This is a genomic window from Paenibacillus sp. 32O-W, from assembly GCF_007679495.1.
GTDB lineage: Bacteria > Bacillota > Bacilli > Paenibacillales > NBRC-103111 > Paenibacillus_L > Paenibacillus_L residui.
The window spans coordinates 12,846-34,812 of record NZ_VEGP01000028.1 but is presented as its reverse complement, the minus strand read 5'-3'; the positions used below and the strand labels follow the sequence as shown (position 1 = coordinate 34,812).

The following is a 21,967-nucleotide window of genomic DNA, read 5'->3' as shown; positions in this document are numbered from 1 at the left end:
TAAACACCACCTGAATTAGACTAATGACTCTTATTTTTATACCATCCTAGAATCTCATTGCAGTCTTGTTTCGTGATCCCCGACATACGGTATTCCCATACGTTCGCAGGAGAATCGATCTCCATTTCCAGCTGATAAATACGAAATAACCGCTGCCACCATGATTGTCTGATACTTATGGATTCTATGGATTCACGCAAGAGGTACACAGTCGTCTGATTGAAGCCGGCTTTGCGTAAGATGAACAAGTTCGCCGCGATTTCCCATTTCGTCTTAACATAGACGTACTTCATGTATTTATAGACGATGTAAAGGACCGGAATGATTGTCAAAGACCATAAGGTGAAATAACAACCCACAAGTATACCGAATACGAGCAACGAGATAATTGGAATCTCTGTGGCAAATTTCGCGCTTCGATGTAAAGCTCGCTCGGGAGTTTGGAGTTGGAACTCGGGAAGCAACCGACCTAGCACTTCGACTAGTTCCGATGTACGTATAGAAGGAATAAGCAATTTGACTCTCCGTTCCCCTGAATATCCAACGCAATCCATGCATACAGAAGCATATCCATACAAACGCCCAAACATCAGCTCTTTGATTCGCAGCGATTGGATACGTTTCACCTGAATCTGCACCGATCTTCGCTCCACCCAACCATGATGAATGGAAATCACATCCCCGGCTCTCGATAGATGCCAACCTTTATAACGAAATTGTGCCATCCCTATGGAGAACAGCCAAGTAACCATTACGCAGATCCCCAAGAAAGCTGCCAAGTACAGTGTGACTTTTATGCTGTCATCTAAGGTTATCCCGCTCCAAGTCTCTTTCTTGAATAATTCCATGAAGCTGACTTGTTCTTCTTCCGGTGTAGGGAATAACCAACTCCACAAATGTTGAATGACAGCGATCGTGACAGGAAGTCCTAGCCAGAATGTATTCGAACTCATGGACAGCATTATGATTTCTTTTCTGGTAACGTGATGATCTTTTGACTCTGGAATCGCACTTCGGTTTTCGATCTGCCCAATGGATTTCTTGAGCAAATCTGCCGTCTTTCTGGATGTAATCAAGCGGGCATCGGCATCATCATTGGAATCGCTCGTTTGAAGTTCAACATTGGCGATCCCGAGCAGCCGATATATCCAGCTTTGCTCGATTTTTAAGTTATTGATTTTCATGAGCGGTATCGTTCTTTGGGTTACGGTAAATACACCTTTGGTAGTATGCAGCGCCTTGGAATCCAATTGATAGGTTTCTCTATACCAAGAAAGGATTGACCAACCACCAGTCACAATACCGTAGACTGTGGCCGCGATATATACCCAATCAGGTTGTTGTCCGGTTCCTGCTCGAATCTCGTTATATAGAAACGCGGTAAGGGGAATAATCGAATACCGGATTTGACTGTATATCTTATAAATGACGGTAATTGGATGATGCCGCTTAATCATAGTAAGTATCCTTGTTGTCTAATTTGGATAATTCGATGATTTGTCTGCGCAGCCGAACGGCATCCTCTTCTGTCAGTCCCACAATAAAGTGGTGATCTCCTGCCGTTGTAATGGTTAGCTCAGATAGGCCCAATCTTTTGGCAAGCATGTCTTGTTCTTGATCCACATGCAGCACCCGGCTGAGAGGAATAATGGAGGAGTTATCCGACCAGACATTCCCCCATCGAATCATCAGCTCATCGTCACCAAGGAGATAGCTTCTTCGAGAGTATTTTCTGTAGACCCCGTAACAAATAAAGACGAGTCCCTTAATGAAGAAAAATAGTATCGCCAGATAGGAAATTATGCTTAACCAAACCCAAGCAGGTAACCAAACTCCCCGGATAATTAACGGGAAACTACCGAGCAGCATCCATTTGAACGTATGTAAGCCATATTTAATTTGCCAATATCGAATCACATTCGGGTGAAGCTTTTGTTCCAACTCAATCAACTCCTATTGCGCTTTAAAAGATAATATATCGAAGAGCAAAGACAACAATCTGTCAGCGAACGAATGTTCGAAATGCGAAAAAAACGACTAATCAAACTTAGCCGTTTTCATCACTTGGTTGTTAGAATGATTCATTCAATTTTGACTTAATGCTGTGAACGTCTCCTCGGGGGAAAAGGACTTTAGTATTTCCGATGTGCTCATGGCTTTGCCTAGCTTGAATTCTCTCCTGCTTTGTTCAATCATGGCTCTCAGTTCTGGATTGGCTTCAGCATCAGCTTGAATGGATCGCTGTTCTTCCTCTTGTAAGACGAGAGTGAACGTCCCTTTTCCAGGAATATGAAATTGATAAACAGAGTTGTCACGGCTCATATTCGCGATGTTCTCCATTAACTCTTCCGGTGAATTTACCTTTTCCATTCGATGTCACCCCTGTCATAAACATTTCCGCTCTTTGATCACAGTATAACATAGCCCGCTTCAATTGCAGAAGCAAATCAGCCGACTTCTCGGACCGTATTATCGCTCCAGACAACAATCTGTAGGCGAACAAATGTTTGAGTTGTGAGAAAAACTCCTATCGGATCTTCTTCGAAGACGAACAACCCGGTTTTCATGTAGCTTTTTATGCGAATAAGAGTCTTGTTACACCAATTTGATTACTGTAAACCGCAAGACTCTTATGTGGTAAGAAAGAAAAGGCCCGATGCGGATGCACCGGGCGAGAAGATAAGTTTTGATATAAATGTTGCATAGAAAACCATTTCTTGTCTTGTGGTGGATCCTCCACCGTCTAACTGTATTTTATGTAGGTAAATTCAAGCGAATGGTGGAAAGTGATTAAAGTAAATGGAAAAACTACATTTAGAATCAAGGCTTTTTGCTGAAATCGCCTTTTTTGTCCAAACTAGCTGTAGTTTTTCCACTTAGCTTCCGTCTTTTGGCTCCGCAGAGCAAACTAACTGTATGAAATCCAGTTAGACGCGCCATTCTGCGAGTAGACTGCTTGCACGGCACAAGCAGAAAATGAAAATAGACGGATTTTCAAGGTAGACGCCCAAGTAAGAAAAGCGTCACCGGTACCGTCAAGCGGCACCGTCAGATTATCGAGACATAACCAGGTAAACGGTTCTATTTGCTACGTAGAATATCAGTTATTCTCAAACGGGCTGTCGTCTTACAGCGATTGGATCGGCGAAACCGTCATAAAAGCAGGAGAGGAATCACTGATTCGGTTCAGCGTAAAGCCGGAAATTAAATAGAAAGATGGCCTATTGATTTCAAAGGTTATTTGGCGATTTCAGTCTGCGAAAGTTGAGTTCTTAAGCAAACTTTCTCTCTTGTTCGTCCCCTAACAAGTAACGTTGAATTGCCTGAGCTACCCCGTTTTCTTCATTCGTTCCGGTGCTGCCATCCGCCGCCTGCTTCAGCTTCTCATCGGCATTGCCCATCGCAACTCCCATTCCCGCCGAACGAATAAGGCGAAAATCGTTCATATTATCACCGACGGCCATGACTTCCTCCATGTCTATACCGAGCAACTCACACACCTTGCTAACGCCGCTCTCCTTGGTAATCCCTTTGCAGGAAATTTCCATATTCACCGGAGCGGAACGGGTAACTTCCAATGTACCCCAGCCCTCAACAGTTTCCCTCAGCTGCTGCATCACCTCGAGGTCATCATGCCGAATCCCGAACTTCATCCAGCCTCGTTCGAACATTTCATCCGTCCAGTCCTTCTTGCCCGTCAAGCTTTCCACGCTGTATCCCCAGTAGCCGGCGCCGGCTTCCACAGCCAGGGAATGCAGCCGGTGAATATCCTCCTTGGACAAGTAATGACGCTCAACCAACTCGCCGGGTCTTCGCCAAATCTCGGCTCCGTTAAGAAGAACCATGGGGGCATCCAGCCTGAGCTCTTCCCAGAACGCTTTCGTAGTCTGGACTCCACGGCCTGTGGCAAAAATAACCGTCACTCCGGCGTCCCTCGCCCGCTGAATCCACTCCCTCGCTTCCGCTGTTATCCGTTTATCCTCCGTAAGCAGTGTACCGTCCAAGTCGAGGGCTAGCAGCCGATAATTGGCCATAACCATCATCTTCCCCTTTCATTGAGTCAAGGATAAACGGCTATCGCCGTCCTTTGGACAGGCGCGTTTACCCATGAAATCTTTGTATTTCTAATGAGAGTTAGTATAGAATTGTACAGCTTTACTACATAAGCAATTAGATTGAAAATTTGTCCAGAGGCACGTCAAAAAAATGATTCATGACCAGACCGACCGCCGAGCTGGATTCATCCGGCGTCCGGGGCAGATAGACAAGCTCTACCTCCCGGCAGGACTCTGGAACCGTCTCCATAATCCGCCGGTTTAGAGCAGGGATCAGCCACTCCCCTAATACATCGATCATTTTGCCGGTCAGCAGCACATGATTCGGGTTCAGGATCGTGATGACGTTGCCAATCGCCCGGCCGACCGCCGCTTCAACTTTGCCAAACAGCCTTATAGCCTCCGGCTCGTCCGCCTCGAGCGCCTGCTTAAGCTCTTCCGGCGTGTAGCCGCCGTTGCGCTTCAACCCGCTGGACGATGCGAAAGTGGTCAAGCAGCCTTTGGCCCCGCAGTGGCATTGGCGGGCATCCTCTCCGTCGAAGGCTTTATAATGACCGAATTCCCCGGCGACGTGCCTCATTCCGGCCAATAGCTGCCCGTTGGCGACAATTGCTCCTCCGATCCCGTAATCCAATTTAATCGTCAGGTTATTGGGGGAGTCCGCCAGCCGGCCGTTGAGATTCTCAACGAGCGCGAGCAGGTTGGCATCGTTCTCCAGATACACGGGCAGACCATAAGCAGCTTCCAGACGTTCCTGAAGAGGAAACTGCCTCCATCTCAATCCGGGCGAATAAATGACTACACCCCGTTTGGAGTCCACCAGCCCCTGAATACTGCAGCCTATCCCCTTCAACTGATTACGATGGGTCACATGCCCCAGCAGCTCATCCACGACTTGCCGGATATAGAGGACGGGATGCTCATCGTTGTTGTAGACCGGAACATCGACGACAATCTCTTTAACCGGACGGCGGCGGAAATCCATTAGCGTCCCGCGGACATATCGGACCGCTATCTCTACCCCAATGGCGTAGAGATTTTCGCTTTTCACCATAAGCGGCACCGGTTTGCGCCCTCCATTGCTGGCAACCGGATTCAACTCCTGAAGTACATCGTCCTGCAGCAGCCGGTTTACGATATTGGTGATCGTTTGCTGGGTTAATCCCGTTTTCTCTGCTAATTCCACCCTGGTAATAGGGCCTTCGGTGAAAATGAGACGCAGTACTCTTTGCTGATTGATCGATTTTAGCAGCTTGCTGCTAGCCGTCTTGCTCTTATTCGTCTGCATATCAACCTTTCCTTTCCTGGAAAACTGGATTGACATCCTTCATAAACCCTTTTGCTTTATTCTTCCTTGCGCCCTGTCTGTTGTCAATCACTCTCAATGGTTAACCGGATGCGGATCGGGAATTGGTATTTCCCATCCATCCATTTTGTTCCCAATTGGCAGCCTTATGCAACCAGGGAAGGGTTAGTCGGAATGCCCGGATTTCCAGGAAAGTCAGCTTCCATTGCCGTCTGATCGACGGCAGCTTCCGGCTTCCGTAGAAGTTCGCCGGAATATTCAGCCGCCGGGCTATGTATCTCATGCGTCTAAGATGAAACGAATTAGAGACATAAAGGCAGGTTTTCAAATGATGCCTTCTCATCAACAGAGTACAATTCACGATATTATGCACTGTATTCCGGGAGTACTCCTCCAGCAATATCCGCTTGGCATCCACTCCTTTGGAAATAAGGTAGTCCCGCATAATCGCGGCTTCTGTCCGTTCGGAGACTACGGCTCCTCCGGATAGCACTACATAACGATACCGGAATCGGTTCCATAAGTCCAATGCCGTATCCAGCCTTTCGGCAAGCAGAGGGTCTATCTGCCCATTTATACACTTATAGCCCAGCACGACGAGAGCATCTGCTTCCCGCGGCGCCCATCTTCCTGCATGAATCCAAATAAAGTAGATAAGCGGAATGCCGGCCAACACTCCTAGCAAGCTGATAACAATGACCAAGTTATACTGATTCCTTTCTTCGATGAACTAGTTTTTCTCCTTGTGCAATGAGTGCAAAATATAGGCTTCATAGCCGAAGAAGCTTTCCTTCGCTTTGCGCTGAAAATGTCCCTGCGAAACGACTTCGGAGACCCGCAGCGTTGAACACGAAAATATGCCGGTTAGAGTGAATAATCTCTATCCCTCAAGCCGTTTTTTTCAAGGAATTTTCGAAATCCGGACGAGGAAGCCCTTACAAATTACAAACTTACTAAATCAATTTGATTAAGTATCATTCTAAAATAGTTTCTTCCTTCTGACAAGACTCTTTATAAAATAAATTTTTGCTCGTTTTTTTTACGCATTGGAGAGGCAAGCAGGCAGTCATTGATTTTTTCAAAAAAGCCGGCAAGGGACATGAAGCGAAAAAAACACCTGCCCGTATTTGAGCAGGTGTCCTGAAAGTATGCTGCAGCTGAAGCTGCTGAAATTTATTTCGTTTCGATAACGACCGTCTTCGTCATATCGTCCCATTCGACGTGAGCACCCAACGACTCGCTGATGAAACGGACCGGAACCATGGTATTGGATTGGACCAGCTGGGCCGGCACTTCCAGGTTTATCGTTTCTCCATTCCGTTTGGCCTGCTTGTCCCCGATTTTTAAATAGATCGTCGTATTGCCTTTGGTAGCCGTTACGGAGTACTCTTCTTGATTCCATTCGATATTCGCACCGAGCTGTTCAAAAATCGCCCTCATCGGCACCAGTGTATTCCCGTCAATAAGAACCGGAGGCTGTTCAAATGAGAGTAATTTCTTATCGATCAGCACTTTGATAGGATCGAAGCCGATCACCAGCGGTTTCACATCCAAGGAACCGCCAAAATGCTTTTCCCGCATAGAAAGAATTTCCTTAAGCGATTTCGCTCGTGTCGATTGGAAGATGTCAAGGGTTTCATCCCGGAGTGCGAACAGGGTATCGACCGTTTGTTTACGGGTTTTCGTCACGTCAGTCATCGCCTTGTCGCGCGCCTCTTGTAAATCCTCCGCACCCTTGGTCAGAATCTCGTCCATCTTCTTGCGGGCATCCGCCAAAGTCAGATTTCCTAGTTTGTAGCTCCACATCGTGCTGGAGGAATAATTCGGGTTGCTTTCATTCTTAAGCTCCCACATTAAGCCCGAGGAATAACTCGGGTTCATATCGTTCCGGTAGTTCCACATCGTACTCGAAGAATATTTCGGATTGGTCGTGTTGCGGTAGTTCCACATCGTACTGGAGCTGTAGTCGGGATTGATTTCGTTCTTCAGCTTCCAATGGGATCTGGCGGAATAATTTTTATTGATCTCCTTATTGTACTCCCACATTGGTCCGCTGGAATAATCGGGGTTAATGGCTCTCCGGTATTCGGTCAGCTTATCGCGGTAATCCCGCTGGTTTCCGTATTTATCATTCAACTGCTTGAAATCTTCATTGAACAAATCCACTAAATAACGCAAATCCGCATCGGCTGCCTGCTCCAGCCGTTCCCGCTCGCCCGAAGTGATGGCGATAAGCCAATCATATTCTTTGCTTGCCCGATTATAATCATCATTATACTGATTGCTGTAGTGCTCATATAAGCGTTTGTACATGTCATCGATTTCATCGATGAAGGCGTCCGCGTAGGCGCGATCTGCAAGAAGAAGTGTTCCTCCCAACAGTACTCCCACCGATAGAACTGCCGAGAAGAGTACATTTTTGCACTTTGTCCAAGAGACATTCATTAATTTGTTTACCCTCCATTTAAGTTAAAATGATCACAGAATCCGCTGATGCTGCTGACAATGCTTCTCTTTTTCATATGGATCCTGCAGTTTCGATTTTTTCGACGCATGGCAGGCAATTCCTTCTTTCCGCGCAGAAATAGAACTTTTTTCCTTCACTAGAACAGGTCTTTAGATCTATTAATTGGTATGAACGACCTTCTTGGCAATGACATAGCCTGTTTAAGCCCGACTCAAATCCGCTTAAACAGTGAAAGATAGGGCGTCCTCCGTCCCTAGATTCCCCTACCCCATACCCCTGGAAAGGCGAGACTTGCCAATCGGAGAAATCCTTGATGGTCATCAAGTTGTTTCTTGCGTTTCCGGCCCGGGTTAGATACGATAATTAGTAGAACTGTTCTACTGAAATAAGGAAAGGAGCCACCCAACGATGGCCGGACATTCCAAATGGAAAAACATACAGCATCGCAAAGGAAGACAAGATGCCCTCCGCGGGAAAGTTTTCACTAAAATCTCCAAAGAAATATATGCGGCGATCCGCAGCGGCGGGGACGATCCGAATACGAACCTTCGCCTCAAGACCGCTCTGCAGAAAGCAAGACAAAATAATATGCCTAACAGCAACATAGAAAATACGATCAAGAAGGCTTCCGGAAATATGGAAGGCGTAACTTATGAAGAAATTATTTATGAAGGCTATGGACCGGCGGGCGTGGCTGTCATGGTCGAATGCCTGACCGATAACCGAAATCGGACGGCGGCGGATGTCCGTCATATCTTCTCCAAATATGGCGGCAACCTGGGAGAGAGCGGCTGCGTCTCTTATTTATTCAGCCGCAAAGGAGTTCTCACCCTTCCAATCGAGGATGGCGGACCAGACGAAGATACCCTCCTGATGGAGGCGCTGGAAGCAGGGGCCGAAGACGTCCGCGTGGAGGACGGAATCGCCGAGATTACGACGGCACCCGAAGACTTTGACAGCGTCAAACAGACTCTGGAAGGCAACGGCTACCAGTTCCAGCAAGCGGAGCTAAGCCTGATTCCAGCCACCACCGTCAATTTGGAGGAAGAAGATGCGATCAAGATGATGAAATTGATGGAGGCGCTGGAGGACAACGATGATGTCCAGGACGTGCACTCCAATTTTGACATGGACGAGGAAGTAATGGCCAAGCTTTAGGCAGAATATGGTATGGCGGAAAGGCAGTGTGACCGACAATGACGGCCGCGCTGTCCTTTTCTGTTATACTCCAAGGGACCGAAGAAGCGCGTGGCGCGTTTTATTCTTTTATATGGGTTCGGTTAATAGTCTGCAGCTTTTGTGCCAGGCCTGCGTTCCTTTTAATGAAGGAGGGAAGCATTATGCAGATTTTTAGATGGGCCATCATTTTGACTATTTTCATCCTCTCCTATTTTACCGGGTTTGCTGCCTATACAAGCACTCTTTGGAATGTGTGGGGGGAAACCCTTGGGGGGGATAGGTATGCGGTTATGTTTTGGTCGGGACTGGCCTATTTGCTTATTTTGGGCCCTCTTTTTGCCCTGATCTGCATTCTGGTCAAAAGCAAACTCAAGCACCCGGCTCTCGGTCTTCTTTTCTACCCTTTGTTCTGTTCACTATCTTTCATTGTTCCTACCGCATTTATTTTTTTGTTCAACGGAGGGGGCAGCTTATTGTCTGCCGAGGCACAGTTGTTTTATTCTTTCTTTGCCGCTTCCGGCCTAACTTTCGGGTTAGGGTATAGCATAATCTCTATAATATGGCGACCAAGCCCCCGATGCAGAATGAATCCGTAGAGCACGTCCAATAAGCTTCGGCATCCTTGTTGTTCGGTTACGAAGGCAGACGATGGGGGGGCTCTCTCTTCTCCTTGCTCATTTGTTTACGAGTGTGGAGGTATACTGCTAGCCAACGCTTCTTGGAATAAAATCGCTCCGTGCGGCTGATTAATTTCCCCGTCTTTTTTTTCTGAAAATGTTCGTGAAATTCGCCCAAAGCGAAACACTGATTATTCCCGGTAATTCTTTATTAATCGAGGCTTTGGACTGTTATCCCCTAACCTCAGAAAAGTTCAATTAACCCCCGTGCCATCGGGTTAAATTCCATCATAATGATTATGAGTCAAATCGATAATCGCGAACCAAACCATAGGGCAATTTCTGAGTTGATGGGATAGCAGATAAAAGGAACAAGGTGCGGCACGTATTCTGAGCATAGGGGATAACAGACTTAAGAAGATGCAAGCGCGGTACCCGTTCTGAGCATAGGGGATAATAGACATAAGAAGATGCAAGGCACGGCATACATTCTGAGCAAAGGGGATAATAGACATAAGAAGGTGCAAGCGCGGCACCCGTTCTGAGCATAGGGGATAACGCACATAAGAGGATGCAAGCGCGGCACCCGTTCTGAGCATAGGGGATAATAGACAGAAGAAGATGCAAGCGCGGCACCCGTTCTGAGCATAGGGGATAATAGACAGAAGAAGATGCAAGCGCGATACCCGTTCTGAGCATAGGGGATAACGCACATAAGAGGATGCAAGGCACGGCATACATTCTGAGCAAGAGGGATAATAGACAGAAGAAGATGCAAGCGCGGCACCCGTTCCGAGCAAAGGGGATAACAGACATAAGAAGATGCAAGGCACGGCATACATTCTGAGCATAGGGGATAATAGACATAAGGACAATAAAATGATACAAGGCCCGGCATGTATGATTTATGCGGGCCCTGCTATAATGATTTCAATAATTAACCATCTTTCCTGCCTGCAGCTCATCGCCACGTTTAAACTGCAAATCAAGCCTCCAACTGCTGCTTACTATTATCATTGTAGATACTTAAATCCAGTTCCTTCGTCGCCTTGCCGGTAAGAATTCCGGCAACCATACTGCCGCTGACATTTAACGCCGTACGCCCCATGTCAATAAGAGGCTCGACAGAAATCAGCAGTCCCGCCAGAGCAACCGGGAGGTCCATCGCAGACAATACGAGCAATGCGGCAAAGGTCGCTCCTCCTCCTACACCCGCTACACCGAAAGAGCTGATAGCCACTACAGCAATTAAGGTAATAATGAAGGAAGGCGTTAACGGGTTGACTCCGACCGTCGGCGCAATCATAACAGCCAGCATGGCGGGATAAATCCCGGCACAGCCATTCTGCCCGATCGATAATCCGAGTGATCCGGCGAAGTTGGCTACACCTTCAGACACTCCGTAGGAATGGGTTTGGGTCTTCACATTCAAGGGAAGTGCACCCGCACTGGTACGGGAAGTGAAGGCAAAGGTTAACACGGGGATAGCCTTCCTTATATAAGTAATCGGATTCAGCCTGGCACCGGCCAGCAGCAGCAAATGAATAAGGAACATGACAATCAGAGCGACATACGACGCGATGACAAATTCGCCCAGCTTCCAGATTCCCTCATAATCCGTAGTCGCCGTTACTCTCGTCATTAGCGCCAGAACACCATATGGAGTGAGCCTCAGCACAATGGTAACCACTCGCATAATAATGGCATAGAGCGCTTCTACGATTTTCTGAAAGAACTCCGCCTGCTCCGGCTGTTTTCGCCTGACTCCCAGGAACGCGAAGCCAATGAATGCCGCAAACACTACTACGGCGATCGTTGAAGTGGCCCGGGCCCCCGTGAAATCTCGGAACGGATTTTCCGGCAGCAGCTCAAGCAGCTTTTGCGGGAAGGTCATTTTCTGAAGGTCTCCCAGCCGATTCTCCAATTGCTCCCCGCGAGAAGTTTCCGCTTCCCCGCCCTCAATTTGAATTCCCTCCAGGTTGAATACGGTTGCGGTAGTAATCCCGACGGCTGCGGCTACAGCCGTTGTTCCGACCAGAATTCCAATAATCAAGAGTCCGATTTTCCCAAAATTTTTGGTCACCTTCATCTTCGTAAACGCCGTCAGAATGGAAATAAAGACGAGGGGCATGACGACCATCTGCAGAAATTTAACGTACCCTCTCCCTACGATATCAAACCATGCCAGGGAGGTCTTTAACACCTCAGACTGGGCTCCGTAAATAAATTGCAGCACAAGTCCAAACACAATCCCGATCCCCAAACCGGTGAATACCCGTTTGGAAAAAGAAACATGCTTTCTTTGCATAACAAAAAGTCCGATGATAAGCAGAAGCATGATTACAATATTAACGATTGTCCATAACACGTTGACCAACTCCCACTTTTAAATTCGAGGCGATAAAAGTATATTCAGATGTATCCAGTTATATAACAACTATTCATACCTGTCAAGTTGGAATTTGACTTACTTTTTATTCGCGGGTCCGCGACAGTCGACTTGGGCAGCCGGCAATTATTTATTTATGTAATTAACATGAGCATTCGCATTCCAACCATAATGGTCCGGATTGAATTCTATCGCCATATATTAGAGTAGTAAACTTATAGTATGCCGGCTGACATTTTTTGATATCGATTTTTTTTAGTTTGCCCATATTCCATTAATTATGTTCATTCATTGGAAAATAGCGGGTAAATAAGCCGGCCGTTATGTCGCTGCAGTTGAAGAGGCTTACGGCGCGAAACAGATGCATTTATCGGGTTGTTGGAAAAGCATCTGTGTGTTGCTTGCGGAGTCAACAAAAATGGCTGCCAAGGCGGCAGCCATCTTAGAGAGAAACTAAACTACGTTCTACTTTACATTTATTTTAAACCTCTTCGGCGGACTCGATATGAACCGTTAATCCATCGTAGGCGCATAAGGCGCCCAAGCGCTGTGCCTTGGCTTCGATTTCCTCATGGGGTCCGGCCCCCCCCTTGATGGGAGAAGTGAGTCGCGATAACCGTCGTCGTATCCGTCACCGCTCCGATCTGGCGCATGCGCTCCAGCATCATTCCGAAATCCTTCTCATTCAGATGCTCTTTGCCCGAAGGGTGGCCCCAAATCGTCCCTTCCAGCACTACACCATCGAACCGGAAGCCCTCCAGCTCTTTCCAGACCGTCTCTGTATATAGGCCGCTGTCCGAAGCATATAACAGCGTCACCTTGCCATCGTTAATGATGTAATTCATCGCATCGCCAATGCGCGATTGATGAGAGGCCTCGATGGAGCAGATCGTATATCCGGAGGCCTGTATCAGGCGTCCCGGCAGTATCGGAACTCTGCGAATTTGCGAATGCTGGTCGCTCCCTCCGCTTTCATCCCATTTCATCCAGACCGAAGGACCGGCGATCATCGTGATCTCGGGAAGCTCGGTAGCTAACCGGAACGCCTTGGCGCGCATCCTGAGATTGTTCGGATCGAAATGATCCGAATGACTGTGTGTAATCAGTACCGTTTCGATAGAACATAACGAAAGTCCCAGATGGGCGCAGGAAGCAAACAGATCCGGACCGAGATCAATCAACATATGATCATTGACGATCACGCTTTGCCTTCTGCGAATGTTTCGCCCGCCGTTAGCTCTCGCATGCTCACATGTGACACAATCGCAGAATGGCGAGGGAATGCCTTCGGCCGCTCCGGTTCCCAAGAAAGTAAGCTTCATAAACTGCCACACTCTTTTCGTTTAGGATTGGGTACTTGTCAATCGTTTGCTAACCATAGTATTCGATAGTGGTCGGTGTTATTCCGTATCCTCTTAAGGAGCCATCGTTTCCCCGGGCTCAGTAGATAAGAACCTGAAGTTGTCGAAATACAAGGTTTGCTGAAGGCTATGCCGCCACACCCAGATTTCAATCCCCTTCATTTGAGTGATATCCAGATCGACTTTATTCAACGGGATGCGTATCGTTTTTCCATGTTGGCTTCTTACCGTTTGGATAAAGGAATCATCCGTCTTGCCGTTCAATTGATGGAATTTGACATAAAATTGGGTGGTACCGCCCGGATTATAAACATCAAACTCCAGCACATCGAACCCGGACCAGTCGGCGCTGCGGAAGCCTTTGCCCGCCTCGAACAGGCGGAAATTCGGAAAATTCACATCGGCCGGGAATACCGCCTTCATCGAATGATTCCCTTCCGTGACATATTCGTCAGACAAGCTCAGATTTACGGTGGATGAAGTAAAGCGTTTGATCGCCTCCTCCGTCTCCACATCGTTGAGCGGTATCGTATAAGGAGTATCGAATTCGTATACCGCCAGCTCCCGATGAATCTCCCGGGTCATCCCGTTCTTGGTGACTATGATATCCACCTTATGAAGTCCCGGCCCAAGTGTAAGCGTACGGGCAAATTGGTCATGCATCCCTTCTGACTTGGACACCTCAAGAGGCATCCCGTTCAAAGTAACCTGAGCGCCCTTCTCAGCATAAACCGTTACGGTTCTGCTGCCTACCGTCGGCGCTTCGACCGCGACCAATGCCGTTACCGCTTCCCTAGCCACGATTTCCCGGGCGATTTCCCGGCGAACCTGCATGACGAGATCGGGATTTTCTTCAAAAGTTTTGATGTCCTCATACAACCGGTCATAGAACGGCCGGATCGCATCGCGATACGGGAAAGAGTCCTCTACTCCCAGTCTGGCCGCGGTTTCGCGCAGCCGCTGCTCATAATGCCACAAGTATTCGTAATCCTCCATGCTCTCCCTTAGCACTTCCAGACGGATCGTCCCGATCGGACCGTCGATACCGATCTCCGTGCCGGGATAGAACAAATAGCCGTCGCCATTCGCTCCCGGAAAAGCAAGCGGATCCTTCCATACATCCCGGCTCACATATTTCTTCTCGGCGGCATTATACTTCTGAAACTGGGTAGTGGCCCAGTACAGCGTGCCTTCCACACCGTAATCATGCTGCATCCACGTTAACAGACGGGTTCCGACCAGGTCGTCATCCAGATGATAGGACGGGAACGGATGCTTGGGGAAGACGCTCGTGTACCACCAAACATGCTCTCCTGCCGCCTGTCTCTCCCGCGCGAAATCATAATCATATTTATCGATTTCCGGGGTCCAAATGTCGACATCGCCCAGCAGTTCATCCAGAGGCTGGATCGTCACCAGATGCGGAACATCCGGAGCTGCTTCCTTCAAGGCATCATTAATGACCTTCACCCGGTCGTAATGATTCGGAGCATTCGGATGCGGGACCGGCTCATCAATTTCGCTGACATAGAAATACCCTTTGTCCAGCATGCCTTTTTCCCTAAGCTTGTCAACGAGTTCCTTGATCTTCTCCTTATTCGGTTCCCCTTGTGCATCTCTATAATAAGGCAGGCGATAAGCCGATATCCGGGGATCATTAATAAATCTGGCCGCACGCTCTATGTACTCATCGATATCCTTATCCGGAATCGGCAGATAGCCCGGGGTCAGACGTTGTTCGACGGAAGCCCAGTAATATTTCTCAATATACTTCCATGCCTCTTCTCCTTGAACATTCCCGTGAGCTTCCTGAACGGGACCGCCCCAGACGCCAAACCCTGTCTTGGAATGGCTTTCATCCGTCAATTCGAAATCCCATACGGTCAGTTCCACCGGAATCCGCACCGGATTTCCCGTCTCATGCAATTGAATCTCTCCGGTATAGCTGCCCGCCGGTATTCCTTTCGGAACATATACTTTGACCCAAATGCCCTGATTCTCCCCTGCGGCCACCTCCAGCTTGCCTTCGAGAGGGATGAGCGCATCCGGATACCATCCTTTCGGATAGGCTGGAGTCGTAGACGTTGTTACCTCGATATAATGCTGCCTGAACAGTTGAATATGCTCCTTGCCTATTTTCGCCGGGCCGCCCTGCTGCTTCAGGTCGCTAATAGATACCTGCAGCTTGCGCAGAGGGTTGTTTTCCGCCTTCACGATCACTTGGCCGCTTTCGAATTCATTGCGGGCGGCCTCCAGCTTCATTACCCGGTTAGCATCGGCCGGAAACGGTTCATCCCGCATCACTTTTTGCGTATTCGACGGCGCCCATACATCAAATAAGGGCTCCGTCTTTGCATGAGCGGCCGGAAGACAGGACAGCAACAGCGTAATAGCCAGCAACACAGAAATCGATTTGCGCTTCCAAAACATAACTTTCCCTCCCGAAATAGTTGTATTTGGATAAACTCCTCCCCGGATCAAGATGACCCGGGGGGGAAAACTTCTTGACGCTAGCCGTTATTCTTAAAACGCTCGTAAGCGGCCGAATATATTTCCTTATATTCTTTCAGGCCCATCTTTTCGATCGTCTGGATATATTTATCCCATTCGGAGAAAGGGGTGTCCCCCGTAATAAATTTCGCGGTCATTTCATCCACGTATTTGTTGATATCGGTGTGAAGAGGGGTATACCGGTTCAGCTCCTCCTGGGTGAAAGTGAACGCGGGCCATACTTCCTCCGGCCAATAAGGCTCTGCCTTGGCGGCCGCCTCCATACTTTCCGGCGTCGATTCTCCGCCCTTGTACGTCTTGGCGGTCAGCAATGCGGGATAGAACCCGCCCGCGAACGAAACGTATTTCGACGGTTCCTTCTTGTACTCTTCCGTATATTCGAGTGTGCCGTCCGGCTTCTCGACGTAGCTCAAATCTTTAATCCCCATAAAGAACAGCTTGCTGCCTTCCTCGCTGTAGAAGTAATCGATCCAGCGCACGGTCGCTTCCGGATGCTTGTTCTTATCCGTAATGACGAAAGCTCCAAGATCGATAAGCGCCGGACGCGCCCTTGAGAACACCTGGTCTCCATGAGGCCCTTTCAATACCGGAGCCCCGACAAAATGCTCAATGCTCACTCCGCTGATCGCATGCGGGCTGTTCGTCACGGAAGCGCCGACGATGCCTTCGTCCATCAGAGCATTGACTTCCGGGCCTTTAATCGTCAGCAGGTTATCGACGAATAGTCCTTCTTTATACATCTTGTTCATGTACTCCAGCACTTCCTTGTACTCCGGGGAAGCCGGAATATATCGTAGCTCCTTCGTCTTCGGATCGATGTCCATCCGGTGGGCGTTACCGCGGTTGCCGAGCCCCCATGCTCCCTTCACTTCATCGAGCAGCGAGCCGTAATTGCTGGCCGCATACGGAATATATTTGGGGTTCAGCGTCTTGACGGCCTTCAAATATTCATAGAATTCATCGGTCGTTTCCGGCTCCTTCATGCCGAGCTGCTCCAGGAAGCTCTTGTTATACCACAGCTTCTGGCCGATGATAACCGACTTGAACTCCGGATCGTAGAACGTCGGGAAGGAATAAATATTGCCGTCCGGCATCGTCAGGCCCTTCTTTATCTCCGGGTACTGTTCCAGAAGCTTCTTGAAGTTGGGAGCGTACTTGTCTATCAAATCATTAAGAGGAATAAAAATGCCCTGAGATCCATAGTTCATAACATCGACTGGAGAAAGCCTGGCCGTGTGGAACGCATCCGGATAATCCCCGCCGGACAGAACCAGATTCCGCTTCTCCGCGAGACTTTCCGTCGGAGTCAATTGGAAATCGACCTCGATGTTCGTCATCTTCGCATATTCCTTCCAGACCGGAAGATCGTTCCAGTTGGCAGGGGCGGATGGTGCTTTGCCCGCAAAGAAGGTCAGCTTGATCGGATTCTCAACAATCGGAAATCCTTCCGTCTTGACGGCCGGCTCCACCGGTTCTTTATTTGTGTCATTCCCGGAAGACGTCTGCCCTCCCTTGTCTCCGCCGCAAGCCGAGAGCAGCCCGGCTGTCATGGCGCCCACGAGCATTACTGAAGTCAGTCTTTTCAAACTTTGCATAAAAAGTTTAACCTCCCTTAAGCTAATGTCTATTTGTGAACAAAGACTATGGGCTAGCCTTTGATTGCACCGACCAGAAACCCTTTCGTAAAATACTTCTGCAGGAACGGGTAGACCGCCAGAACCGGCAAATTAGCCACGATGACAATCGCATATTTGATGGCCTCCGCCTCCATCAAATGCTTCTGTACCGACAGGTCCATGCCGCCCGCCATGTTATCCACTTCCGATTTGATAAGAATTTCCCGCAGGAATAGCTGAAGCGGATATTTATCGCGGTCGTTCAAATAAATCAAGGCGTTGAAATAAGCATTCCAATGGCCGACGCTGTAGAACAAGATCATGACGGCAATCACCGGCATGGAAAGCGGAAGCACAATTTTCCACAGAGTCTGTAAATTGGAGCAGCCGTCGATCGCCGCCGATTCCTGAATTTCGTTCGGTATGCTGGTCTGGAAGAAGGTCCTCATAATGATGATGTTCCAGACAGAGACGGCTCCGGGAATGATCAGCGCCCACATGGAATTGATCATGCCGAGATTTTTGACAAGCAGGTAAGTCGGGATCAGCCCGCCGCTGAAAAACATCGTGAAGACGATATACCCCGTGATGACATTGCGGCCGGCAAAGTCTTTGCGCGATAGCGGATAAGCGGCCATAATCGTCATGATTAAATTGACAGACGTGCCGACAACGGTGTAAATAATCGTGTTCTTGTATCCGATCCAGATTTCTTTGTTGGCGAAAATCAGTTCATAGCCTATGAAGGACAAGTTTTTCGGAAACAGCCACATCTCACCCTTGGTCACCGACAGCGGATCACTGATCGAGGCGCTGACGACAAAGACAAGCGGGTACAAAATAATTAGGAGTATGACCGTAAGGATGGCATAGATGATGCCCCCCACCAGACGGTCCGTAAAAGTTTCTTTCACCGTTATGCCTCCCTACCACAAGCTGGTTTCATTGACTTTTCTCGCGATTTGGTTCACGGCTACCAGCAGAATGACGTTAATAATGGAATTAAACAGTCCTACGGCGGCGGCAAAGCTGTACTGCGCCCCCACAATCCCTTGCGTGTACACATAGGTGGATATAACGTCGGAGCTTTCGATGTTTAAATTGTTCTGCATCAAATAAATTTTCTCGAAGCCGACACCCATAATGTGACCGACATTCAGAATCAAGAGAATGACGACCGTCGGCATAATTCCAGGCAGGTTGATATGCCAGATGCGGCGAAGCCGGCTTGCTCCATCGACTCGTGCCGCCTCATGCAGGGAAGGATCGATACCGGAAAGCGCTGCCAAATAGATGATCGAGCTCCAGCCCATTCCCTGCCACACCCCGGAGAAGACGTAAATGGTTTTAAACCATTTCGACTCCGTCATGAAAGAGATCGGTTCGCCTCCGAAGAACACGATGATATGATTGATGATCCCGTTTTGCGGTGACAGGAAAATAAAGATCAAGCCGACCATAACGACAGTGGACAGGAAATGCGGCGCATAAGTAACCGTTTGCACGAACCGCTTGAAGGACCTGCTTCCAACCTCGTTAATCAGAAGAGCGAGCAATAACGGTATCGGAAATCCGACAGCCAGCTGATACAGACTAATGCTGAATGTGTTCCAAATCAGGCGCCCGAAATAATAGCTGTCAAAGAACCGTTGAAAATGAACGAACCCGCTCCAATCGCTGCCCCAAATGCCTTTGGCGGCAACGAAATTTTTAAAGGCGATCTGCACACCGTACATCGGTATGTAATCGAAGATGAAAAAGTAGACGATAACGGGAGTGATGAGCAAATACAAATCCCAATTTTTGCGAAGCGTTCGTTTGAACGCTTTCCATTTAGACAGGCGTTTCGCCTTGTCGGCATGGGTATAAACCGCTGGTTGATTCAACAATGAGCCCCCCTTTACTGCAAGCTTGATGGTTCATGGTCAATAGCGGACCGCTGATTCGTTAAGGCCAAGCATCCACGGCTGGGGCTCTTTCACCCGAATCACTCTGCCGCCTGCTCTCATCGACTCGGTCGCGGCGCAGCCGACAGCTACACTCATCCGGCCGGCAATAGGCTGAGCTACCGGTTCTTTCCCATGGAGGATCATGTTAATGAAGTCCTCACATATCTTCTCGTCCGCCCCGTTGTGAGAGCCTTCCGCTTTGCGGATGTTGTAAACTCTGTCCGACAAATCGCGCCACGTATTGGATTTTCTCGATTTCACAATCACCTGGTTATTGGGCTCCGAATTCTCTATTCTCCCTTCCGTCCCGATAATCGTATAATTCCTTTCGTAATCCGGAGTAAAATGACACTGCATGTAAGAAGCCTTGATGCCTCCCTCCAGCTCCATCAGCACCATGCTGTTATCCTCCACGTCGATTTCCTCGCGGAAGGCGCATTGTGTCAGAGGACCGAACCGCGCTTCCGGGCATGTCTCCTTCTCCGGACATTCGGGACAGGTGAGATCATTAGGCTTGCTGCCTCCGAAGTAGTCGACTCCGCCGAATGCGGCCACCTTGGTCGTATAACGGCCGGTAAGCCAATGGATGATGTCGATATCATGAGAGGCCTTCTGCAGCAGCAGGGAGGTCGTGTTCTTCGAGCTGCCGTGCCAGCTATGGTAATAGTAATCGCTTCCAAGTCCTACAAAATGACGGACCCAGACCGCCTTCACCTCTCCGATATCGCCGGCTGCAATTATTTCCTTCATCGTACGGTACATGTTCATGTAGCGCATATTGAAGCCAATCATGAAATGCTTGCCGGAATCCCGCCACGCCTCCAGAATCCGGTCGCAGCCGTCCACCGTAACGGCCAGCGGCTTCTCACAATAGACGTGCTTGCCGGCTCTTAGCGCCGCTACCGCATGTTCGTCGTGGCAGTGATCGGGAGTCATTACTACGACCGCATCAATATCCGGCCTCTGCAATAGCTCCCGGTAATCCAGCATCACATCGGCATCCGGATTGACTCTCTCCCTAAATTTGTCCAGACGCGCCGGATTGGTATCCGCCCCTGCGACAACAACCGATTTGCCATCCGGCCGATGCCAGTATTTAGTGACTCCCGCTCTCCATCCGAGTCCGATAACCCCGATTCGTATCTGCTCCAAGCCGATTCCCTTCCTTCAACATAATGTATTTTTGGGCCCAAAAATGGCCGTTATTTGTCCAATGATCAAAAAAAATATTGCCGCGGAGGTTTCGGACTCTATCATCTATATAGATCGGAAGATTGCTTCCTTTCCTCTCCGTTCCGCGGACTCTATGTCTTCATACCTGCGCTGTTTTACTCTCTCTGATAATCGGATGATTGCCGGATTATGAGTTGAAAAGGCATCAGCAGCTTGAACGGAAGCGGATGGTTGCCCTCTATTTGATCTACCAGCACCTTCGCCGCCATCATGCCTATCTCGCTCTTCGGAATGTGAATCGTCGAAAGCGGCGGAGTGGTAAATTGGGACACTTCGATATTGTCCAGCCCGACGAAGGCCATATCCTCCGGAATCCGCAATCCTCGTTCTGTGACGGCCCGCATCGCCGAGATCGCCATCATATCGCTCGCGGCGAAAATAGCCGTAGGAGGCTCTCCCGCCTTCGAATCCAGCACTTCGGCCATCCGGGAATAGCTGACGTTCACGTCCCAGCCCGCATTAATGATCCAGCGGGGGTCCGCTTCCAGTCCCGCCTCCTGCAGGGCATCGCGATAACCGCGATAGCGCTTCTCCCGCTCCAAATCACCGGTAAGTCCCGTCCCGCCGATAAAACCGATCCGCTTGTGGCCCTGCCGGATCAGATGCCGTACCGCCGATTTGGCCGCTTGCACGCGATCATAAGAAATAACGGGGACGGAAGGATCGGCAATATCGATGCCTACGACGGCCGGAACAATCCTCTTGATCGTTTCGTACATCTCCTGGTCGATACCCTCAACAATAATGAGGCCGTCCAGCTTCGTATCCTGAAGCAGCCTGCGCATCGCCTTCTCTCCCTCTATTTCGTTCATGGTGATTACGTAAGCGAGGGAGCAGTTCAGCTCAGACAGCTTCTTCTCTATTCCCTCCAGAATCGGAGAGAAATAGGGGTGGTTGTATTTATTCTGGGGAACGGATACGATACAGCCTACTTGCCGGTATTCCGTCCTCGCCGGGGAAGCGCTTTTACGTGCGGTCGATTTGGCCGTTTGGGCAGGAATATAGCCTAGCTGATTGGCAACATTCCAGATCTTTGATTTGGTCTCCGAGCTAATATGCCGGCTGTTATCATTATTTAAAACCCGGGAAACGGTAGAAATAGAAAATCCGGCGTGCTGCGCGATTTCTTTCAAAGTAGGCATCTTTCTCTATACTCCTTCGCCTGTAAAGTAATATCCGCTTATGTTTCAAGCAGTGCCATGCTTGCACAAAATTTGGGCCAAATCCTATTTATACAAGGCAATGATATCAACGTTTTGCCCCAAAGTCAAAGGATTTTTTGCC

General features: G+C 48.9%; 16 protein-coding genes. 1 reads left to right on the top strand and 15 read right to left on the bottom strand.

All coding sequences use genetic code 11. From position 1 onward, the window contains the following. Positions 1 to 20: 20 nt before the first annotated feature. From FS806_RS12915 to FS806_RS12885, 7 genes are all read right to left on the bottom strand, one after another. Entirely contained in the window at positions 21 to 1,457 is a 1,437-nt protein-coding gene (locus FS806_RS12915) for a PH domain-containing protein (RefSeq protein WP_144936911.1), read from the bottom strand. Continuing rightward, entirely contained in the window at positions 1,450 to 1,941 is a 492-nt protein-coding gene (locus FS806_RS12910; protein ID WP_144936908.1) for a PH domain-containing protein, read from the bottom strand. The genes FS806_RS12915 and FS806_RS12910 overlap by 8 nt, the downstream gene beginning before the upstream one ends. 144 nt (positions 1,942 to 2,085) lie before the next feature. After that, positions 2,086 to 2,370 carry a hypothetical protein gene (locus tag FS806_RS12905; protein WP_144936905.1) on the bottom strand — a complete coding sequence of 95 codons (285 nt, stop codon included), beginning with the start codon at positions 2,368 to 2,370 and terminating at the stop codon, positions 2,086 to 2,088. Positions 2,371 to 3,272: 902 nt separating this feature from the next. Further along, on the bottom strand, positions 3,273 to 4,034 hold the full coding sequence (locus FS806_RS12900; RefSeq protein WP_144936903.1) for a Cof-type HAD-IIB family hydrolase: 762 nt from the start codon (positions 4,032 to 4,034) through the stop codon (positions 3,273 to 3,275). Between the two features lie 136 nt (positions 4,035 to 4,170). Next, on the bottom strand, positions 4,171 to 5,343 hold the full coding sequence (locus FS806_RS12895) for an ROK family transcriptional regulator (RefSeq protein ID WP_186328346.1): 1,173 nt from the start codon (positions 5,341 to 5,343) through the stop codon (positions 4,171 to 4,173). Between the two features lie 100 nt (positions 5,344 to 5,443). Continuing rightward, positions 5,444 to 6,064 carry a YdcF family protein gene (locus FS806_RS12890; RefSeq protein WP_144936897.1) on the bottom strand — a complete coding sequence of 207 codons (621 nt, stop codon included), beginning with the start codon at positions 6,062 to 6,064 and terminating at the stop codon, positions 5,444 to 5,446. A 470-nt stretch (positions 6,065 to 6,534) separates the two neighbouring features. Next, positions 6,535 to 7,740: a copper amine oxidase N-terminal domain-containing protein gene (locus tag FS806_RS12885; protein WP_260982072.1), complete on the bottom strand. Its 1,206-nt coding sequence runs from the start codon at positions 7,738 to 7,740 to the stop codon at positions 6,535 to 6,537. 496 nt (positions 7,741 to 8,236) lie between these two features. On the opposite strand from FS806_RS12885, the gene FS806_RS12880 reads away from it, so the two are divergent. After that, positions 8,237 to 8,986, top strand: a complete 750-nt coding sequence (locus FS806_RS12880; RefSeq protein WP_144936894.1) for a YebC/PmpR family DNA-binding transcriptional regulator — start codon at positions 8,237 to 8,239, stop codon at positions 8,984 to 8,986. A gap of 1,623 nt (positions 8,987 to 10,609) precedes the next feature. On the opposite strand, the gene FS806_RS12875 is transcribed toward FS806_RS12880, so the two are convergent. The 8 genes from FS806_RS12875 to FS806_RS12840 all read right to left on the bottom strand — a co-directional run bounded on the left by FS806_RS12875 (position 10,610) and on the right by FS806_RS12840 (position 21,825). Next, entirely contained in the window at positions 10,610 to 11,962 is a 1,353-nt protein-coding gene (locus FS806_RS12875) for an L-cystine transporter (protein ID WP_144936982.1), read from the bottom strand. Positions 11,963 to 12,582: 620 nt separating this feature from the next. Then, the gene (locus FS806_RS12870; RefSeq protein ID WP_260982071.1) at positions 12,583 to 13,335 is read right to left on the bottom strand and encodes an MBL fold metallo-hydrolase; all 753 of its coding nucleotides are present in this window, start codon (positions 13,333 to 13,335) and stop codon (positions 12,583 to 12,585) included. A gap of 93 nt (positions 13,336 to 13,428) precedes the next feature. After that, positions 13,429 to 15,804, bottom strand: coding sequence for a DUF4091 domain-containing protein (locus FS806_RS12865; RefSeq protein ID WP_144936891.1), 2,376 nt, complete (start codon positions 15,802 to 15,804; stop codon positions 13,429 to 13,431). Positions 15,805 to 15,884: 80 nt separating this feature from the next. Beyond that, a complete protein-coding gene (locus tag FS806_RS12860) occupies positions 15,885 to 17,480 on the bottom strand; it encodes an extracellular solute-binding protein (RefSeq protein WP_144936888.1) in 1,596 nt (531 codons plus the stop codon). Between the two features lie 53 nt (positions 17,481 to 17,533). Further along, positions 17,534 to 18,415 (bottom strand): carbohydrate ABC transporter permease, encoded by an 882-nt coding sequence (locus FS806_RS12855; RefSeq protein ID WP_144936885.1) that lies wholly within the window; start codon positions 18,413 to 18,415, stop codon positions 17,534 to 17,536. A gap of 12 nt (positions 18,416 to 18,427) precedes the next feature. Beyond that, complete coding sequence (locus FS806_RS12850) at positions 18,428 to 19,342, bottom strand: ABC transporter permease (RefSeq protein WP_260982074.1); 915 nt, start codon at positions 19,340 to 19,342, stop codon at positions 18,428 to 18,430. Between the two features lie 84 nt (positions 19,343 to 19,426). Beyond that, complete coding sequence (locus FS806_RS12845) at positions 19,427 to 20,602, bottom strand: Gfo/Idh/MocA family protein (RefSeq protein WP_144936879.1); 1,176 nt, start codon at positions 20,600 to 20,602, stop codon at positions 19,427 to 19,429. Positions 20,603 to 20,778: 176 nt separating this feature from the next. Continuing rightward, entirely contained in the window at positions 20,779 to 21,825 is a 1,047-nt protein-coding gene (locus FS806_RS12840) for a LacI family DNA-binding transcriptional regulator (protein WP_144936876.1), read from the bottom strand. Between the last annotated feature and the right edge of the window lie 142 nt (positions 21,826 to 21,967).